At 45.3% G+C, this 21,578-nt stretch carries 11 protein-coding genes; 1 reads left to right on the plus strand and 10 read right to left on the minus strand.

What is annotated here, in order from left to right:
• Window positions 1-139: 139 nt before the first annotated feature.
• The 9 genes from BQ5591_RS00060 to BQ5591_RS00100 all read right to left on the minus strand — a co-directional run bounded on the left by BQ5591_RS00060 (window position 140) and on the right by BQ5591_RS00100 (window position 17,217).
• Window positions 140-1,027, minus strand: coding sequence for a carbohydrate kinase family protein (locus BQ5591_RS00060; protein ID WP_005826288.1), 888 nt, complete (start codon window positions 1,025-1,027; stop codon window positions 140-142).
• A 234-nt stretch (window positions 1,028-1,261) separates the two neighbouring features.
• On the minus strand, window positions 1,262-2,428 hold the full coding sequence (locus tag BQ5591_RS00065; RefSeq protein WP_071147965.1) for an MFS transporter: 1,167 nt from the start codon (window positions 2,426-2,428) through the stop codon (window positions 1,262-1,264).
• 18 nt (window positions 2,429-2,446) lie between these two features.
• Complete coding sequence (locus tag BQ5591_RS00070; RefSeq protein WP_071147966.1) at window positions 2,447-4,261, minus strand: glycoside hydrolase family 32 protein; 1,815 nt, start codon at window positions 4,259-4,261, stop codon at window positions 2,447-2,449.
• Between the two features lie 133 nt (window positions 4,262-4,394).
• Entirely contained in the window at window positions 4,395-6,575 is a 2,181-nt protein-coding gene (locus BQ5591_RS00075; protein WP_071147967.1) for a glycoside hydrolase family 32 protein, read from the minus strand.
• Between the two features lie 4 nt (window positions 6,576-6,579).
• Window positions 6,580-8,613 carry a glycoside hydrolase family 172 protein gene (locus BQ5591_RS00080; protein WP_227212870.1) on the minus strand — a complete coding sequence of 678 codons (2,034 nt, stop codon included), beginning with the start codon at window positions 8,611-8,613 and terminating at the stop codon, window positions 6,580-6,582.
• Between the two features lie 35 nt (window positions 8,614-8,648).
• A complete protein-coding gene (locus BQ5591_RS00085; RefSeq protein ID WP_071147968.1) occupies window positions 8,649-10,133 on the minus strand; it encodes a glycoside hydrolase family 32 protein in 1,485 nt (494 codons plus the stop codon).
• Window positions 10,133-12,268 (minus strand): glycoside hydrolase family 32 protein, encoded by a 2,136-nt coding sequence (locus BQ5591_RS00090; protein ID WP_005826278.1) that lies wholly within the window; start codon window positions 12,266-12,268, stop codon window positions 10,133-10,135. The genes BQ5591_RS00085 and BQ5591_RS00090 overlap by 1 nt, the downstream gene beginning before the upstream one ends.
• Before the next feature lie 73 nt (window positions 12,269-12,341).
• The gene (locus BQ5591_RS00095) at window positions 12,342-14,126 is read right to left on the minus strand and encodes a RagB/SusD family nutrient uptake outer membrane protein (RefSeq protein ID WP_071147969.1); all 1,785 of its coding nucleotides are present in this window, start codon (window positions 14,124-14,126) and stop codon (window positions 12,342-12,344) included.
• A 19-nt stretch (window positions 14,127-14,145) separates the two neighbouring features.
• Window positions 14,146-17,217, minus strand: coding sequence for a SusC/RagA family TonB-linked outer membrane protein (locus BQ5591_RS00100; RefSeq protein ID WP_008663961.1), 3,072 nt, complete (start codon window positions 17,215-17,217; stop codon window positions 14,146-14,148).
• A gap of 324 nt (window positions 17,218-17,541) precedes the next feature.
• On the opposite strand from BQ5591_RS00100, the gene BQ5591_RS00105 reads away from it, so the two are divergent.
• On the plus strand, window positions 17,542-18,828 hold the full coding sequence (locus BQ5591_RS00105) for an IS1380 family transposase (RefSeq protein WP_071147970.1): 1,287 nt from the start codon (window positions 17,542-17,544) through the stop codon (window positions 18,826-18,828).
• A 120-nt stretch (window positions 18,829-18,948) separates the two neighbouring features.
• On the opposite strand, the gene BQ5591_RS00110 is transcribed toward BQ5591_RS00105, so the two are convergent.
• Window positions 18,949-21,564 carry a histidine kinase dimerization/phospho-acceptor domain-containing protein gene (locus tag BQ5591_RS00110; protein WP_071147971.1) on the minus strand — a complete coding sequence of 872 codons (2,616 nt, stop codon included), beginning with the start codon at window positions 21,562-21,564 and terminating at the stop codon, window positions 18,949-18,951.
• Window positions 21,565-21,578 lie beyond the last annotated feature (14 nt).

Below are 21,578 nucleotides of genomic sequence, written 5' to 3' on the forward strand. Positions count from 1 at the left end.
CATGGTGGGGTAAGGGGATTTAATGCGTCTTTGTGGCGATTTTTGCTGCGTTGCACCCTCTTTTGCCACAGTGTCGCTACCTTTTTGACCTCTGTGTCATCTTATGAGGGCGGTTGCGGATTTGAGGAATAAGAAAAATCTATGCCAGCCTTTCTTTCAAGGCCACCGGCAATTCCGGCATGGCACCGCTCTGGGTACATACATAGGCAGAGACTTCCACCGCCAGTTTATGGGCATCGGGCACCTGCTTCCCGCTGAGAATGGCAGCGGTGAAGGCTGCCGTGAACGAGTCACCGGCTCCAACGGTGTCCGCCACCGGTACCTTGGGCGTCTCCTGGAAGGAAACCACTCCCGGAGTGAACACATAGCTGCCGTTCGTTCCGCAAGTCAAGATAAGCATCTTCAGGTTATACTTGGCCAGCAGAATCCAGCATTTGTCCTGCAAGTCGATGCCCGGGTAGCCGAAAATACGGCTGATGGTCACCAGCTCCTCATCGTTTATCTTGAGGATGTTGCAGCGGCGCATGGATTCGCAGAGTATCTCTTTGGTATAGAACCCTTGGCGGAGATTGATGTCGAATATCTTCAGTTGCCCCTCCGCATCGGGCATCGTGTCGAGAAAACGGTTGATGGTGATGCGGCTTGTTTCACTGCGTTGCGCCAAAGAGCCGAAACATACGGCACGCGTGTTCAGTGCCAGACGCTTCAGTTCGTCGGTAAAGGGAATGTTGTCCCAGGCCACGCCTTCTTTTATCTCATAGCACGGCACGCCCACGGCATCGAGCGTCACCTGCACCGTTCCCGTGGGGTAAGGCACGCGCTCAATCTGCGTGCGCAGCCCCTTCCGGGCGAACACATCCAGAATCTCGTCCCCATCCGCATCGGCACCTACGGCACTGACCACACGGCTGTCGAAACCAAACTGCGATGCATGGTAAGCAAAGTTTGCCGGAGCACCGCCTATCTTCTTTCCTTCGGGGAGGCAGTCCCACAGAGCCTCGCCCATACCTACTATTATCTTATTCATAATATTATATTGTTTAATGAATGATATATTTTATTCACGGCAAACTCAATGTCCTACCCGCTGCAAACCTAATAAAAAAGTTCCTAACTATAGAATGAAAAGTTGCCAATTATCTATTAAAAAGTCTCTAAGAACTAAGGATTATCTCTATCCCAAGGCTTGGGATAGACATCCGCAACCTTGGGATATGTGTCCGCAGCCTTGGGATATGTGTCCGCAGCCTGCGAACAAAGATTACCGCTTCATACGCAGCATATAGAAGAACAAGTACACTACCCCTACCGTCATCACAGCCACGGCACCGCTTTGTCCTACAGCATCACTTGCCAAGCCCATTGCTATCGGAAATACCGTACCGCCGAAGAGCCCCATAATCATCAAACCGGAAACCTCGTTCTTCTTTTGTGGCATAGCAAGCAACGCTTGGGAGAAGATAACCGGAAAGATGTTCGAATTGCCGAAACCGATAAGGGCAATGCAAATGTGTATCATTGTCTTTTCATGGAAAACGAACAACCCTACCATCGCAGCCAACATACATAACACGCTGATGCCGAAGAAGGTTCGGGGAGCCATCTTCTGAAGAATGAAGGCGCCGAGAAAGCAACCCGCCGTGCGGAAAATGAAGTAAAGGCTGGTGGCAAAGCCGGCATCGGCCAGCGTCATGCCCAGACGCTCCATCAAGATTTTGGGCGCTGTGGTATTCGTACCTACATCAATGCCCACATGACACATGATGCCCAGGAAGCAGAGAAAGATAAACGGCTTGCCCAGCAGGGCGAGGCACTCCCCGAAGGTGGAAGGGCGTCCCTCTTCCTTTTCCTCGCGGATGGAAGTACCGCTCAGCCAGAGAATGGCAATCACCGCAATGACCATATAGACCGGGAACAGCACCCTCCAGCCCATGCCCAGAGACGGAATGGCCTGCGTAGCTCCCCACATGGCGATGTATGGAGCCAGAAACGAAGCAATGGCTTTTACAAACTGTCCGAAGGTGAGCGAACTTGCCAGCCGCTCGCCGCTTACGATATTGGAAAGCAGCGGGTTGAGCGACGTTTGCATCAGCGCATTGCCGATGCCCAGCAATGAGAACGAGAGCAGCATCAGCACATAGCCGTCTCCGAAAACCGGGAGAAGCAAAGAGGCAAACGTGATGACAAGGCTGAGAAGCACCGTCTTCTTGCGTCCGATGCGGTTCATCAGCATACCCGTAGGTACGGAGAAGATGAGGAACCAGAAGAACACCAGAGACGGGAATATGTTGGCTTGCGAGTCGGTCAGGTTCAAGTCGGCCTTCACGTAGTTGGAGGCGATGCCCACCAAATCCACAAAGCCCATGGCGAAGAAGCAAAGCATGACCGGAAAGAGCTTTGCCAAGGAAGAATTCTTAGTATTTTCCATGCTGAAGATTATTATCTGTTATTTTAATCCGAGTTTGTACACAGTAAACGAGGTGACATTGCAGCTTCCACCTTTAGCATAGAAACTGATGCGGTTGTAAGGTTCCGACGGGAATACAAGATTTGTCATGGCAAAACGTCCGTCGTTGCCAAACGCTTCAATGCTCGACTTGTCTACGAACAAGCGGAGTTTCATTTCATTGCCACCCTCGACAGGAGCCACGGTCACTGCAGGGAAGTCCTTGCTGAACGACACCTCACCACTCTTGGTACGGTCCATGGTGAACGTCTTTTCCGCCAGGTTATAGTACATCTCCACCTCCTCGCCTTTCGAGTTAAAGAGCTGGAATCCTATCACATCCGCATCCTTGTTCTTGATGGTCATTTCGATTTCATACGTTCCGGAATTGTCATTCAGCAGTTTGTCCAGATTATACGTGCGGTCTACCTTGAAAGCACGCTTCTTGCTGCCTTTATCCCTCAGTTTCAGCAATTCGGGAGACGGGGTTACCTTTACATAGGTTTCACCCTCCGAGGTATAGAGCGAAAGGTCGCGCGGCACGGAGTTGGCACTACGGTATTGGCGGGTGGGCACATCGTTGGCATATTGCCAGTTGCTCATCCATGCCAATGCAATGGCACGTCCTGCAGGAGCATTGCTCCAAGTGACAGTTGCATAATGGTCTTTTCCCCAATCCATCCATTTCGTCACTGCGGGAGACTCGTTCACGAATCTCTTTCCGTCAAATGTCCCCACGAAATATTGTGTGGCAGAGCCACCGAACGGTCCACCCGGATTGAGGTTACAGACGAGTACCCACTTCTTCAGTTCCGTACCTTCAACCGGCAGTTCAAGCAGGTCGGGACACTCCCAGACTCCGCCGTGAGCACCTTGTCCTTCACCGAATTTGCTCTCCAGCGTCCAGTTCTTCAGGTCGGCAGAAGAGTATATCTCCATTTCCTGCCCTACGGCAAGAACCATGATCCATTTCTTGGTATCTTCGTGCCAGATGACTTTAGGGTCACGGAAGTCGCGCTGCGTGGAAGTCAGGATGGGATTTCGCGCATACTTCTTGAAGGTCTTTCCGTTGTCAAGGCTATAGGCCATGCTCTGCACTTGGCGGTCGCTTGCCGATGTATAGAAAGCAATGACGGCACCGGCACCGAACCCGGCCGTATTATCCTTGTCGACAACACAAGAGCCACTGAAAATTGTTCCCAGCGCATCGGGCGAAATAGCATCTCCGTGATGTTCCCAAGTGACGAGGTCCGTACTGGTGGCATGTCCCCAATGCATGTTCCCCCACATGGAGCCGTAGGGATTATGCTGGTAGAACAAATGGTAGACCCCGTCTTTGTAGAACATTCCGTTAGGATCATTCATCCAACCGTAAGCCGGGCTGAAATGATACACCGGACGGTACTTCTCCCGGTTCGAAACATCGAATTCATCCGACAGTTTCATTTCTTCCCAGCATAAGGCCGAATCCGGAATAAGCTGGAAGTTGAAAGAGAGATGTTTATTATCGAAGCCGGTCAAATCGACCGGAACAAAATAGTCAACCTTATTGACTGCCAATCGCACGTTCATACTGCGTACAACATCATTGTCCGCTATCATATACAATTTTGCCTCCGGAGAAGCCTCTTCCACCGGCAGCAGCAAAAACTTCTTCTGCTCGTCAATTTGGACGATACTCTGTCCGTCACCCAGATGTTTAATCACGAAAGGAGGATTTATGGCCTGGCATGTGAAGACAGCCACGGTAGTTCCTAATATAAATACGGTAAGCGTCCTTCTGATTGTCCGCCAAAAGTCTTTTAAATGAATCATGTTTCTGTTGGTATTAAATTAATTATGTTTTTCTAGCATGCAAAGATACGCCACCAAGCAGCAGGAGACTATCTTTTTTGTTTCAAAGCATACTACAAATGTTACATTCCATCCTTAAAAAGGTATCTGTATGTCACTGGGGAACATACATAGAATTCAATTCATGAATTGTCAACTGTTTCAACTTTGTTTGTCCGCCTTCAACTGATATGGTGACAGAAGGAGTGTTTTTTTCAATCAGATGATAGAAAGCAGCAGACAGTGCTCCTTGATTGACGAAGATTTCTACAGAAGCAATATCCGACAATATATCCAATTCAATTCTTCCTTCATTGGGCTTTAGCACCATCTGCTTCAAGGTTTCCCCATTCTCTTTCTCAACAGTGAGTATCTGTTTGACAGAATCGTAAATCAAATTCAAACCATTAATATCAAAAGCCAATATCTGCGCATCAACACTATCTACAGCAAAACCCGTTTTCAGATAGAAGGCAGGAGTATTCAACTTTGTCGTGAAACAATTCTTTTCTTCAACTACCAGACTCTTCCAGATGTACTTTCTCCCATATAATAAAGCGAGTTCATTTACCGGCATACTTTTTAAGACATATCCTTTATCAACCCGATGTAATGTTAATTCACGCGGAAAGGACATTTGTTGATTGAAAGGCATATCCGGGAAATTACTTCCGTTCATCCATGCTATTTGTATTCTTCGGTCATCTGGTGCATTACTATATGTTTGAACCGCATAATAGTTTGTACCACTATCCATTTTTACAGGTTTCGTCTCAGGCCGAAAACGATATCCATCAAAACTCCCAACCAAATAGGTACTGTTCGCCCCGGTAAAGACCCATTTCCGGACAGTAGGTTCATTGGTTACGGACATTTCAAAAAAGTCGGGACACTCATCCGCCCCCTCTAATTTAAAACGGTCCGTTTCAGTCCAATCCATCAAATTGGGAGATGAAAAGATAGCATACTCCTGCTTATCCAAGTACAATACCATAATCCATCTGCCAGTCGGCGTATGCCACGTCACCTTAGGATCACGATTGTACCTGACCAACGTGGGAAGTACCGGATTACCGGAAAAAGTAACCCAATTACGCCCCTTATCCAAACTATATCCTATACTTTGTGAATGTTGCAAATGCCGGGTGTGATACCCGAATCCACCTGCCGAAGTATAAACAGCAACCAATACTGTATCTCCATTTTGTTGACACCCCAGCGTATTCTTTTTATCAACAACTACCGAACCGGAAAAAATAGGTCCCAACGAGTCCGGATGTAATACATCCCCCAACTCAGTCCAATGTGCCAAATCCCGGCTCACAGCATGCCCCCATGTCATATTACCCCAAATACAGCCATAGGGATTATGCTGATAAAACAGATGCCACTCCCCTTCATGCCAAACCAGACCATTCGGATCATTCAGCCATCCCCGGCGAGAAGTAAAATGTACTTTAGGACGTAACGGTTCTTTATAAAACAAGTTCTCTTCCTTAGGAGTTTCAGAACAAAAGCATTGATTCAAAGCTTGCTCTACATTAAGACTCTTACTCGCCTCTATCCGTAATTCTTGCCCAATCCAATCCTTGACCTCCAATGTAACCCAATAATCAGGTTCATCGCCGCCAAGCTCCACTTCCATATTACGTACCATTTTATCACCAATCCATATATCCATCTGTTCTATAACCGCTCCCATCTTTACCGGAATATTCAAATAACGGTGAGTTACCAACATTCTTTTCGCAAAAATTTCTTTTTCCAATTTGGTATCAGACTGGTAGAAACAGTCGGCATTGATAAATCCCCAGCCCTCTTTTGATTGGTCCACTAAAACAATCCGGGCATTTTTTCCCATATATTCAGCAACATCCCAAGACTCATATTCCATGACACGTCTATTATACCCCGTACTTCTTTTCACCTCCTTTCCATCAATCCAAAGGGCTACATACTCCCGCTGATAATCAACACCCCCACCTATCAGAAAATTAACATATCTGCGTTCTATCCTGAAAAGAGGTGACTTCAATACACCGGTACCGGCATCTCCATTGACAAAGCTAGAAGCCATCCGATTTCCTTCAAACCTATTATCCCCCCATATTGACAAACGTTCCATAGAAACTGGTGAATTGCCAAAAGCATTTCCTTCCAATATCCAGTTTCCAAAAGTATCTCCTTCAAAATTATCTATCAGTAAATCATCCGGACGTAGTGCCATGTGAATATTTTGTGCCTGCATACTACAAACAGTAGCCAGTAGTAAAAGTATCAGTATCCTCTCTTTCATAATATCATTGTTTTTTCATAAGTTGTATAGCATCTAATCCAAACAAATTCTTCTCCTCAACAGCTTTTGGGTTAGCTCCTGACAAAGATATTTTCAAAGTCAATGCTCCACGCACCGGACTATAGCATCCTAAAGAAATAGGGTCAGAAAGAGTAACTTTTGTATCATATCCATCCCACTTTATATGTGTATCTTGTCCATTTACGGAAAAAGAAACTATGCCATAATCAGGAGCTTTCGTGGCATACACCACCAGTTGATAAGGACAGTCTTCCAATTGATTGAACTCAAACTCTACAGAATCACCCGGTTTTCCACCAATACACAAGAGTTGGGTTCCTCCACTCCATTGCCCGTCAACGAAACCAAGCATACTCTGCTTGTCAAAATGAATGGATGGAGAAGAGGCTATTGGAGTTGTTTCCTCAAATTCTATGCTATTTTCTCTTCGATATTTAGATAAATCGCCGGGAACGGGTAGCAGGTCTTGGGCTGCTTCCTCAAGTCCTGAAGTATCAACAGCTTTCGCTCCCATATCTCCATACCAGTAAACGGTAGTTGCATAATCTACAGTTCCCCTTACCCAACTCAACAATTCAATGTCGAAACGCAATAATGAAGAAAACGGTATACCGTCCAAATTCCTTGTACGGAAGAATGTATTATAACCGTGAGAACTCGCCTGGTCGGCACGGGGTGCGCCACCAAAAGGCGTTTGGAATATTACGACCGGAGCCCACGAACTATTGTAGTAATCTTCTGTTCCGGTACCGAAATGCGATGGAAAAACATCATCATCTACCCATATCTTTTCATCCCCTTCTCCGTACCAGGCACGCGAATGGTTATACAGAGTCAGGACATCCCCTTTGTATATGCCTCGTCCGGTCAATGTGGCAAAGTTCCACTCCCGGCAATTTGCATCATCATCCGGACGCTCATAAACCGGAAGTCCGGTCTGCTGGCGCCAGGAAGCATGGAAATAGAGGGAACGCCCTCCCCATGGCAAAGGTGCCGTTCCCACTTCCATACTCACGTCTGCAGTGTGTGCGGAGATATTTTGTAACAATAGTCTGCCTTCTGTCTTGTAGGGCATCAGCCAGCGGCTCACCACCTTGCCTTGTCCGTCTGCAGACAAGAACCAGCTATCAACAGCCGGAGCACCCATACCCCCTCCCGAATAATCCGAAAGAGGAACCCAAACCGTAGACCGGCCGTCAAAATCAGCCTTAAATATAAGATTGCGCATCAGTTGGGCATAAGCCGTAGAATCTGCATTCGCGAGCTGGAAACTGATTTCATAAACCGCATTTTCCCCTTGCGGCAGGTCAATCCACAAAGAATCGCCCGGCTGGAGCACCTGCCGCTTCTTGTCCACCTGCAAACCGGAACGGGATGCAGGATGCAGCAAGGCATCATCTACCTCTGAAATCTTTTTACCGACGCGGGCTACGGATGCCGCAGAGAAGGTTTCCACAGAAGTTCCTTCGGGATACTTGCGATAATTGATGTGATAGTATTTGGGAGTAGGCGCAATGCCCGGTTCGTCTTCAAATGTAATTTTACAACTCCGGGCAAAAGGGATGGGCAGGAAAAGAGTATTGCCGCCTTTCCCGTCCGGAGTATAGCTGGTGTGGGGTTGAAGCAGTCCCCTACCCAACCTGGGTATTCCGAAACGCATCAAATCATAGGCAGGAACTATCCATCCGGGAGTACTTTCGCCATCAAAATAAAATCTCCAAGTCCCACGCTTGTCAACTGTGGTTATCCAGATACGGGTAATAGCTCCAGGGCCCTTTTCATCGAACATCACACGTTCCACTCTCCCATCAACCGTATCCGTACAGACAATGCCATAGCCATCATTGTTGGCAAACCATCCCGGCGAATCGGGAGACACGGAGGAGCGGTCATAACTGCTGACTTGCAGGCAACGATATGGCACCAGCGGATAACGTGCGGATTCTTCTACAGATATCATTTCATCCAGCAAAGAGTCCAAAGTCACTTGTGCCGTATCCTTCACACAAGAGGCCATCAAAGGCAAAAGCAGCAATGCAAACAATAAATTCCTCATCTCCATATTGATTTAAGCATCCAGGCATCCAACTCCATCTTCGTCCCCTTCTTCTGCGCAAAAAGTTCGATACCGGTTTGAGCCTCGCCCGGATAGGTTAATAATGTGAATACATCCTTCCCGTCATTGGCAAAGATTTCAATACTCGATTTGTCTACAAATATATGCAAACGTATCTTATTATCTACCGGTTCCATCCTGGCATATGCCATACGGCTGAATTTAGGAATCTGCACATCGGAGCAATGGGTGCGGTCAATCACCAGATTATGTGAATCCGTATCATAGCTGACCACCACTTTGCGCCCTTCACCCACACACAAATTCAAGCCAAAGGTGTTGGATACGTCAGTAGAAAACGAAGCATCGAGTTCGTAGACATTCTCATCGGGAACAAAGCCGGGTAACCTCTGTGTTCCCACCGATAAAGCACGTTTCACCGATGCAGGCTTATGGCGAAGTGTTTGCAACTGTTCCACCGGTTTCTGCACCAGCCTCACGCCTTCCTTGTATGTCTTCAGTTCCAGATTACGGGGAATGGACCAGAAGCCCTTCCCATACTTCGATGGAGCTACCGGTGCATAGTCCCAGGTTGCAACCCAGCCCATCGAAATTTTGGAATCCAACGTTCCGTCAAAATCCTGAAATGTGCGGGATGCATAAAAGTCCAGCCCTTTGTCCACATATAGAGGCTCTGCAGGATGGTTCTCCATCAGCTTAAAAGAAGTGCCATCGAAGTCTCCTATAAAATATTGTTCTTGCGCCCAGTTTACAGATACGACCATCACCCACCTTTTCTTGTCAGAATCCCCGTCAACCGGCAACTGGAATAAATCCGGGCACTCCCAAGACTTTTCACTGTCACCGGCAGGGCCAAAATCACTGGTCCAAGTCCAGCTCTTCAAATCAGGAGAGGTATAAAACTTTATTTTCTTCTCCAGGGCCTTGGCTACAACCATCACCCATTTTTGGGTCGGCTCGTGCCAGAAGACGGTAGGGTCCCTGAATTCCGTACTCCAAAGGTCCAGAACCGGGTTACCTTCATAATAATGAAATGTCTTTCCGTCATGACTGAAAGAGATGCCCTGCGCCTGTTTCTTGGAGTCCTTCTCAAAAACGGTGTAAGCCGCCACATAAGCCCCCTTGCCGAAGCCGGCCGTGTTGTTCTTGTCTATGACCGCAGAACCGGTGAAGCAACTGATATTGTCATCCGTTCCGGTCATGGCATAAGGGGTTATCTGTTGGTAATGTACCAAATCTGTAGATTCGACTTTGCCCCACCAGTACATATGATATTTACCCTGATAGTACATGAATCCCGAGGGATCACCAATCCATCCCTTCTCCGGACTGAAATGATACTGAGGACGATACGGCTCTTTGTATAAACTGTCTGAATTCATTTGTGCACCGGCAGACAATGTTCCTGCCAATAAAAGTGCACCCAATATAGCTGGTATCTTCATTTTCTGTATTTTCATTAAAAGTTCATCTTTACCTTTACATCTTTCAGTTTCCAAACTTCGGCAGCAACTTCCGTTGTTTTTCCATCAGAGAATAGCTCCAATAGCGTACTATTTTCTTTCAAAGGGAAGATTCTTGTAGTGAACGCATCTTCGTTATTAATAAATCCTTCCACTACAGAACCGTCAATAAACAAACGAATCTCCACCGGTTTAGCAGTATCCAACCGATAATGATCCTTACGAATCTTCAAAGGAATGTGTGCACGCAAGGAAGAATGCGTCTGGTCCACAATAAGTTCCTCCTTCTCCACATCATAATAAATCAGGCTATATTCGCTATTATCCGGATTCTTACACAATGTAAATCCAAACCGTTTTGCGTCACCGGGATAAAAAGTCGCCTTGACTTCAAGCTGATGTTCCCTTCTGCTCACAATGCACGGTTTCGCAGCAGTCAATGCCTGTCTGGAATAAACCGTCGGTTGTTCACGCAATTGTTTCATCACGGGATGGGGTGTTTGGCATAGTTTCCCATCTTTCAGCTGCCATCTTCTGGGCATACTGTAGAGATGTGCCCATCCTTGTTCATAAGTGGCCTCCCCTCCTATTTCATCGGGTATAATGGCAATGGCAGCAACATCCCCTTCCGGAGTCTCAACAACAGAGGGGGACAGCAAGCGATTGATGACCTCCAGATTTTGAGGGACTGGGTTGTCCGGTATAAACTTTTCATTCTTGAAATCTCCTATCCAATACTGGCAACGCGCAGGTATGCCTTTATGAGGAACCCTATTCACCAAAAGAACATATTTGCCGCCCATCTTCTTAAAGACCGGCATTTCCCAGAAAATACCGGAGTCATCCACTTCCGGATTGCCCTCAAACAGCAAATGTACAAAATCCCATCTCTTCAAGTCCGCCGATTTATAAAGCAGCAAAGCCCCGTGGGGTGTATCGGTCTGCTCAATGCCGAAACCGATAATCATATACCAGACATCACCCTCTTTCCAAACATACTGGTCACGCATGTCCGTACGGGTATATCCGGCAGGCTTCTCGGCAATAACCGGATTACCCGCATATTTCTCCCATTCTATCAACGCAGTATCTTTTGGAAAAGCAATACCCACTCCCATCTTGTCTCCACCGGCTGTGTATATCAGCTGGGGGATACCGTCATCATTGATAACAGCATGCCCGGACCATATTCCATTCTTGTCATAAGCAGCATCAGGAGTCAAAGCCGGCTTTTCCTCCGTCCAATGAAGCATATCGGGACTGCTGAAATGTCCCCAATTTATCTGTCCCAGGAAGATTGCAGAAGCATTCTTCTGATTGAATATATGATATTTACCTTTATAAAGAAGTAAACCATGCGTCTCATTCGTCCAGTTGGCAGCCGGCAACAGATGATAGCGAGGACGGTTGAAGTCCTTCGCAAAACGGGTTTCCGGAATAGCCAAAACCGGAGTCTTCTTCAATCCTAAGGCAATCTCGTCTCTCCATGCAGACGAATCATCGGAAAAGGGAGTGAGGCTTATCCCGTCAATCAACCCGTTTATAGCCGTAACATCGTACATCCAAACCTTCTTTTCCCTGAAATCCTTACCTACCCGAAACATCATTTCACCATCCTGCAAGTTCCGGGGCCATACCTCTGCACTCATCCTCTGCCCATTCAGGCAAACCGATTCATTACTCAAATCAAGGACCACATGCAGCCACTTGAAACGGTCGACTTTTGTCTTTAATGAACAGTAAGAGTATGAGCCATTCTGCCCCATTCCCAACAGCAGCTCACCATAACGGTCTACACATACCGCTACAGATGTTCCTGCCATGTCTCTGATTCCCATAAAGGCAGCAGTATCCGTCGGATAAGATTCCAGAGCAAACCATCCGGACAACGACGAAACATCTCCTTCCGTGGTTGTATCCATCCAAGTGGAATACCCGTCTGTACGAAGGGCTTTACCTTCGACTCCGGTAACAAATTCTGGTATTTCCTTTATAGTGTACAAATTCAACAATGACTTACCGTCACAGGAAAGTAAGGGGTCCTGCCCGTCAAACGACCATGTTTTTTGAGCAAAAGCTGCATTCAAAGAAAGCAATAGACAGCCTAATATAGAATAGGCAAAGTTTTTCATAATAAAAGATTGTTTAAAGGAAAAGAGGGAAACAAACGTTTCCCCTCCCTTACGTTTTTATTTCAAAATATAATTAGTTGAACGGAGCATAACCGGGATTCTGTACATACTTGCCTCCAGAAAATCCGTATTGATTGTTCGGAACCGGATAATACTCATCCTTTCCACCCGTAAAGTGCGCATTGGCATAATAAATGCGATTGTCCGACTCCGCGGTAATGTACTTGTTCATGGTTGTTTCCACTATGCCCCAACGGACTAGGTCGAAGAAACGTTCACCTTCCAAAGCCTTCTCCAGACGTGTTTCCCAACGGAGGGCCTGACGGGCATAATCCTGATTCCAGACATCAGCAGGATAAGGATTAACAAGGTAGTTGGCCGCATATTTGGAATGGTCGTTGAAATCCTTTACATAGGCGCTGTTCCGGGCACGATTGCGTATCTGATTAATCAAATCACGGGCAGTTTCGAGTCCATTGCCTTCATTGAGTTCAATAAGAGCCTCAGCTTTCCAAAGAAGAATATCCGCGTAACGTATAATCTGCCAGTTCAACTGTGAAGCCCCCCAAGGCCAGCCATTAAACATATCACTACTTTCCGGAGAAACCCAGAAGCGCTTCGCGCAATTATAGCCATAAGTATCCTTATCACGCACCCATCCCTCACACGGCTTGTCCGGATAAGTTTTCCAAGTTATAGTAGGACGGCCCACAACAAAATCGAGACGCGGGTCTACATTGGGAGTCGTGTTTTGTAAAGTATAAACCCCATTGTTCAATACCGCCCAACTATAATCAGACTTTGACTGATAATTAAAATCGGGCAGACCGTTTGCATCTGTCTGGTAAGCATTTATCAGATCTTGACTGGGCAGGAAGAAACCGTCACCTCCGTAAGGGCTGCCTTCACCCGGAGAATTCAACAGATTGCTCCAGTTGATGCGGCCGGCACTTTCGGTACCGTCATTCATGGAATATTGAATGGCAAAAACAGATTCTTTACCGTTTTCATTAGTTACTAAATCCAATCCCTGGAAATCGTCAAGCAAACCGTAACGGTTGCTGGCAGTCACTTGGTCGCAAAGCGAAACGACTTCCCTCAGCAGCTCTTTATTGATGGAAGTTACGGCATGCGTAATCTCATCTTGCTGATACGCCTGGTACAGCTTGATTTTAGCCGCATAGGCCAGTGCTATGTATTTATGAATACGCCCTACCTCCGGCTGTGATGCAGGAAGCTGTTCGGCGGCATCAAGCATCTCCTTGGCCAGCATACTCAGAATCTCGTCACGGGTAAACTCATTGTTCGGAATATCCGGATATTGGGAAATCTCAACGTTCTCATCAAAATAAGGTATCTTGTTGAAAAGGCGGCTTAATTCAAAATAATAATGGGCACGAAGCACTTTCATCTCCGCAATGCGGGATACACGTCCGTTTACCTGCTCATCTGTTGCAGCATTCAGTACGCGCAATGCAGAGTTACAACGCTGTACACTGCAATATAGATGATACCACTTGCTGTCCAAGAATCCATTGGTTGCATCCATATCAAATGTCTCCATACGGTGCACTTCATTAAGGTCACCGACACCACCACCGCCTTTATAGGCATTATCCGAACGCACCTCACCATAAGTCCAATTGGAAGTAGGATGACACCATACACTCCAACTCTGTCCCTCGGGACCACCCAAAGCAGCATACGCGGCATTCACTAAAAGGTCGGCACCTTCTGTAGAAGTCATAATATCTTCGTTCAAGCTACCCTGGGGCTTCAAATCCAGGAAACGGTCTTCATTACAGCTTGCAGTCATCAGCGCTACTGCGCCAAGCATATATAAATGTTTCAATTTCATAATAGTATAGTTTTAAAGTTTAGAAACCAAATGATAATCCCAAAGAGAACGTACGGGGCAACGGATAAGGATAGCCCAGACCTTCAGGGTCGGCACCCGTATAACCGGTAATCGTAAACAAATTCTGAGCCTGGAAATAAATGCGCGCATGACGCATCTTCATCTTGTCGAGAGCTGCTTTAGGAAGCGTGTAACCCAATGTCAGGCTTTTCAGCTTGATATACGAACCATTTTCAATATAGAACTCAGAAACTTCGTGCTCATTGTTGCTGTTAAGGGTGGTTAAAGCAGGTACACTGCTATTGTAAACACCCGTCTTTTCAAAGTTCTCGTAGGCATGCATGGCATCGAGCAGGCGGGTAGAATGATTACCGGTCCAGCATTGGAACAAATCCGTATAATATTTGGAGTTGTTATAGGCATCACGAATCATACCGTTGAAGAACATGCTGAGGTCAAAGCCTTTCCAAGATGCCCCAAGATTCAGACCTGCAATCACTTTCGGATTGTCAGACCCCAACCATACACGGTCGTTCGTATCAATCGTACCGTTACCATCAGCATCCACGTATTTAATACGTCCTACTCCGGGAGCGCCAAACTGTACATTATATTTGGATTTATACTCATCCACCTCCTGCTGGGTACGGAACACTCCATCTGTCTTGAAGCCCATCCATGAACCGAACGGTTGACCAACCAAGGTCTTGTCAACACCATTACCGCCACCATAAGTATAGTAAATTTCTTCCGACAGCTCTGTCACTTCATTCTTGTAATATGAAAGGTTAAATGCTACATTATACTGGAAATCCTTCACCTTATCATTCCAGGTCAATGCCATCTCGAAACCTTTATTGTTCATCGTACCACCATTATACCAGCAGTAACCACCTTCGCCAATGACAGCAATATACGGTTTCTCTACAAGCATATCACTTGTCTTCTTATCAAAATAATCGAGAGAAGCACTCAGACGTCCATTCAGGAAAGCGGCGTCCACACCAATATTGAGTTGTCTTGTACTCTCCCACTTCAAATCGGGATTGGTAGACCTCACTTTGTAACCACCGGGAGCCAAAGTCGTTCCATCACCGTTCATGTTGTAGCTTGCATCCTTCAGACTAATCAAGTATTTAGTATAGGGGGCCTCATTATCAATAATATCGTTACCATTGATACCCCATGAAGCACGTAGTTTCAAATCTGCCAACCAATTCTTGGTCGCTTCCATAAACTTCTCACTTGAAATGCGCCAGCCTGCCGACACTGAAGGGAAGTAATCCACATTATTACCCTTTGCCAAGCGGGAAGAAGCATCACGGCGTACCGTAACAGAAGCCAGATACCGTCCTTCATAATCATAATTCACTTTACCAAAGTAAGACACCATGCCATAATTGGAAGCACCGGCACCTACATTCTTACCGGCAGTCACACCGTCGAGATAAATATAATCTTCATCTTCTACAGCCAGTCCCGTACCATAACCGAACATGGATTCCGAATGGTTCTTCTTGGCTTCTGTACCAAGAAGTGCAGTCAGATTGTTCTTTCCAAAAGCTTTGCTATAAGTCACGGTATTGGTCCATACCCAATCCAGTCTTTTGTTGGATGATTGAGTCAGCTTATTGACCTCATCGCGTGCCCATGCCGGCTCAAAAGTTTTGTTGGTTTCATCATAATAATTCATACCGAAATTGGTTTTCAGCACCAGGTTCTTAATCGGTTCAATTTCAAGGAATGCATTACCAAAGATACGCCAGTAATCATGTTTGTTCTGTTTTTCATTCTCCAACAAACGTGCCATATTGGGGGCATCACCCAAAACATCATTGATGGCATCGTTATAATTGCCATTCTCATCATAAACCGTCTTGGCAGGATGCTGTTTGATGGCATTCTCATCTACACCGGCCGGACTGAGGGTCTGTGTCCAACGATTGATAGCAACGTTCTCGCCGATGCGCAAGCGATTGTCAAGATAATGATAGTTAGAACTGATGCGGGTATTGATACGCTGGAAATTCGTATTCTCTACCAGACCGTCATGGTCGAGATAGTTCAACGCTAACGAGAAGGCACCATTGTCAGAGCCCTTTGAAAGTGTCGCACTGTAATTCTGCATCAAGGCAGTGCGATAAACCACATCGCGCCAATCCGTATCAACGGCATGTACTTTAGCTCCATTCAGGCCGATATAGTCTTGAAGTTGAGGAGTTGCACCATTACCATATATTTCGCTGCTTGGCGTAGCTCCATTATTGGCATACTTATAAGCCGACCAATAAACCTGGCCCCACTCATCTGCATTCAACATATCAAAGCCACATTGATAGGTCTGCAAAGTCAACGACATATCAAAATCCACACGGGTCTCCCCTTTCTTGGCACGTTTGGTAGTAATGATAATCACACCATTGGCAGCCTGTGCACCATAAATAGAAGCGGAAGCGGCATCCTTCAATACCTGAATGGATTCTACATCATTGGAAGAAAGGATAGACGAGATGTTCTCACGGGTCATCACACCGTCAATGACATAAAGCGGGGAATTGGCATCATTTCGGAAAGATGACTTACCACGGACCAATGTAGAAGTATTTCCACCGCCCGGTGTGCCGTCAGTCGTAATGTTCATACCGGCAACACGTCCCTGCAAGCTCGACAACACATTTCCCGTAGGAATATCTGCTACATCCTTCATCTTGACCACAGCCACCGAACCGGTCAAACTGGCCTTCTTCTCGGACATATAGCCGGTCACCACTACTTCATCAATCAACTGGGAATCTTCCGTCAACTCAATGCGTAAAGTGGGCTGTGCCTTTACTGTAACGGTTTTATATCCTATATAGGATACGGACAATGTGGCACCGGAAGTTACAGACAGCGTGAAATTTCCATCAATATCCGTAATTGTTCCATTGCTGTTGGAACCTACTTCCATGACAGAAGCACCGATAATGGATTCACCACTCGATTTTTCAACGACAGTACCTTTTACCTGAACTTGCTGGGCAAAGGAAAGAATGCCCACAAAAAGAAGCACAATTAGTGTGCAAAGCCTGAGACTAATGCTTTTCAACATATCTATTAATTTAAAGTTAATAATAAACCAATTCTGCAATTGAGTTTTGTGTCAGCAAAATTAAGCGAAACCAGGATTTGCACCTATAACAAATGTTACGAAAGGTGGTATTTTTGATACATCCCCTTTCTAAAGGTATTCTACGCGTGTTTTTTGCTAAATAAACTTTAGCTTTAGCAGCAAATTAACCTAAATTCCGCAGCATTTTAGTTTAACTTATTTTATAAGTACCTGAGCAACAAAAAGTTGCTCAGGATTTTGCCATGTCAGATTTTTCACCTATCTTAGTGTTGCAAATCAAAATATGTATCAAACCCGACAGACATGGCAAAGGTAGCAATAAAATCTGAGAAACTCTCTCCTTTTGGAGGAATTTTTTCAATAATGGAGCAATTTGACTCCAATCTCTCATCTGTAATCGACTCAACCCTCGGTATGAGATGTAGGCTGTATGGTTATCAATACAGCGAAATCATCCGTTCGCTTATGAGCGTTTATTTCTGTGGCGGCTCATGCATAGAGGATGTCACCACTCATCTGATGTATCACCTCTCGCTTCATCCGACACTTCGCACATGCAGTGCCGACACGATTCTCAGAGCCATAAAGGAACTGACCCAGGATAACATTTCCTACACATCCGACACTGGCAAGACCTACGACTTAAACACGGCAGACATGCTGAATACACTGCTCCTCAATTGCCTATTGTCCACAGGGCAGCTGAAAGATGGCGAGGGGTATGACGTTGACTTCGACCACCAGTTCATAGAGGCTGAGAAGTTTGATGCGAAACCCACATACAAGAAGTTTCTCGGATACCGTCCTGGCGTGGCGGTTATTGGCGACTTGATTGTCGGCATTGAGAACAGCGACGGCAACACAAATGTCCGTTTCCACCAGAAGGACACGCTGAAGAGGTTCTTTGAAAGGTTTGAAAAGAACAAGCTTATGATCAACCGTTTCAGAGCTGATTGCGGCTCGTGTTCTGAAGAGATAGTGGAAGAGATTGCTAAACACTGCAAGACCTTCTATATCCGTGCCAACCGATGCAGTTCGCTCTACAATGACATCTTTGCCCTCAGAGGTTGGAAGAAAGTGGAATTGGGCGGCATTGAGTTTGAGCTGGCCTCCATTCTCATCGAGAAATGGAAAGGGAAGGCATACCGTCTTGTGATTCAAAGACAGAAGCGGATAGACGGCGAACTCGACCTGTGGGAAGGAGAATACACCTACCGCTGCATCCTTACAAATGACTACGAGTCTTCCGAGAAAGAGATTGTCGAATTCTATAACCTCCGTGGAGGGAAGGAACGCATCTTCGATGACATGAATAACGGATTCGGCTGGAACAGGCTTCCAAAATCCTTCATGGGAGAAAACACGGTGTTTCTTCTGCTTACGGCACTCATACGCAACTTCTATAAATTCATCATGGCGAGGCTTGACGTGAAGAGGTTCGGACTCAAAGCAACAAGCCGCATCAAGGCGTTTGTCTTCAAGTTCATCTCTGTGCCAGCCAAATGGGTCAGGACATCAAGGCAGTATGTGCTGAATATCTATTCATGCAACAACGCTTATGCTGATGTGTTCCAGAATGACTTTGGATGACACCGACAACTTATGGTCGTGATTTTGCGTATTGCCTCAAGTCGCATGGTGGGGTAAGGGGATTTAATGCGTCTTTGTGGCGATTTTTGCTGCGTTGCACCCTCTTTTGCCACAGTGTCGCTACCTTTTTGACCTCTGTGTCATCTTATGAGGGCGGTTGCGGATTTGAGGACTAATAAGATCCTTCATCCGCTGTGCCTGTTTAAAGGCAACAGTCAATTGCTTAAAATAATGATCGGTAGGCTGAATAGAATCAATGATCTTCTTCAAAGGTGCATATATCAAAGTCAACGGAGTGCGTAATTCGTGACTGATGTTGATAAGAAACCTTACCTTTTCTTCATAAATAGCCTGTTCGTGCTCTTTCAACATCCATTTGATACGGTTGTCCTTCTTGCGCAAAGCCGACATAATAGCCCAATAAACCAGCAACAGGCACACCACAATCATCAACGTAGTGAACCACCAGGACTTGTACCAGGGCGGCAAAATGACCAGTGTAAGAACTTCCCGGCTTGATGCCCATCCACCGTCTTTTTTGGTATAACTGACCCGAATAGGATAAGTGCCCGACGCAAGCGAAGGAATATTCAGTTCAGTATCGTAACTCGTGATAGCATTTTCCGGACGATTGTCAAGTGTGTAATGAAAAAGACGAGGACGCAGAATATCGTCGCCTTCCACCAGAAAGCGCAACCGGATGTTACGACAATTCCACGGCAACGAAATTTTTCCATTCTTCACCCTTCCCATCAAATTTTCTCCTCCCGCCGAGAAATCCAAAAGGACGACATCCGCCTCTTTTTCATCATCCAGCCTCAGTTCATCGGCAGCAGCAGAAATACACAACAGGCCATTGACTCCTCCCATATAGACTCGTCGAGCATTCGACAAGAGCTTAGGCTTTTGCAAATATTCATTTTTCAATAATCCATCCGACTCTCCATATAGCATAAATTTCCGTTCCTCAGGATGATAAGCAAACAAATCTTGTCCTGCACCAATCCAAACACAACTATTTTCATCACACAATACAGATTTGGCATCTTTGAACAGCGAACTCTCAATATGCGTCAGTTTCCCTTTTTGAAAACTAAAAAGTCCTTCACTACCCGTTATCCAAAAAGTTCCTTTAGTATCCAATGAAACAGAATTAATTAGATAAGTCGTATCAGAATGGAATATACATTGAAGCAGTTTTCCGCCTTTGGGTATACGATACAGATTCTGAGTATTGTGAAAGTAAGAATATAAACTGTCGCAGCCTACACTACAAAGCATCCCTTGTGGTATGTCTGGAGTGCTATTAGACACTTCCTCCGTTTTACCAGTCGAAATATAGTAACGCGTTACTGGATTAGTCAGTAGCAAAATAGCATCTTCTGTTTCATTGTACAGATTGGCAGAAAGCCTACTGTACCTGATATATTCACTTAACTTATCCTGTGTCAACACAAAAGCACGTTTAGCTCCCGTATATTTATTAAATAAGAAAAAACCTTTTGAGAAAATGGAAACCAATAATTCTGTAGATGAATATCCACAAATAGATACAACCTTATCACCCCATGTCGTTGGGTAATGTAATATTTCATTCTGCTCCTCATCCAGCCTGTTAATGCCCCCACCATCCGTACCTATCCAGATAAAATGAGAATCCGGTTCCTGATAAAGCGAAAGTACAGTGTTTTCACTCAAACCTTTATTATTTCCCAATGCCACACTGGAAAAGGTAATCATATTACTCTCCCTAACATTGATAAGTCCACCACGGGTGGTACCCAGCCAGATATTGTTTCCCTTCTCACTACCATGTATATGCAAAATGGTATTGACAGGCAACGTATGAATATTGCCCGATTCGTGTTCAAGCACCTGTATGCTTCCATCAACAGGATTGATAATATTTATACCACCACCATCGGTACCAGCCCAAATCCGACCGTTGATCAGCGTAATGCACTGTACCAAATCACTACTTAAACTTGAATTCTGCGTCGTATAATGAGCCACAAGTTTACCTTCTTGCGAAAACCTTTTCAGACCATTATTGTAATCGGTAATCCACAAACAGCCTTCATCGTCGATACAAAGGTCGGCAAAGTAATTAGTTTTCAAGGAGAAAGTGGGCAAGACTTCACGTTTATCAATATCAAACAACACAATATCCTTTTTACGATTGGAACATATCAGCGTATGCGAATTCCAAAATTTCATTCTATGTATAAAGAAATCATCATTGTAATGAAGCTCAGCAAACTTATCTATTTGCTCGGATGCATAACTATATTTATACAATTTGTCGGCCGCACCAAATAAAAGTCCGTCTTCCATCTCACAAACCGCACCAGCAACAATCAGTTGTCCATCGCTTGAATAACATGGAGTGAAATCGTCATTTTCTTTTGAATATCTGACAAGCCCACTAACTGTAAGGAACCAAAGTTGACGATTTTTATCTTCTATAATCTGCTGAATTCTTTTATAAGAGAACGCTGAACCCACAATAGGTATATTATAATATTTTAGTTCTTTACCATCATAACGTATTACTCCGTTAGATGTATCCAACCAAACAATGCCATTACTTTCTTCGTACACATAATTGACATACGAAGGCATTCCTTGTTGCAAACCTATCTGAGTAAAATTATAGCTGTTAACAGCATACATACTATTTGCACCCATAATGCATATAATAAGCTGCAAAAGTATATTGCACAATGTATTTTTCATAATAGATTCTTTTC

It is taken from the genome of Bacteroides ndongoniae (assembly GCF_900108345.1).
In the GTDB taxonomy this organism is placed as follows: Bacteria; Bacteroidota; Bacteroidia; order Bacteroidales; family Bacteroidaceae; genus Bacteroides; species Bacteroides ndongoniae.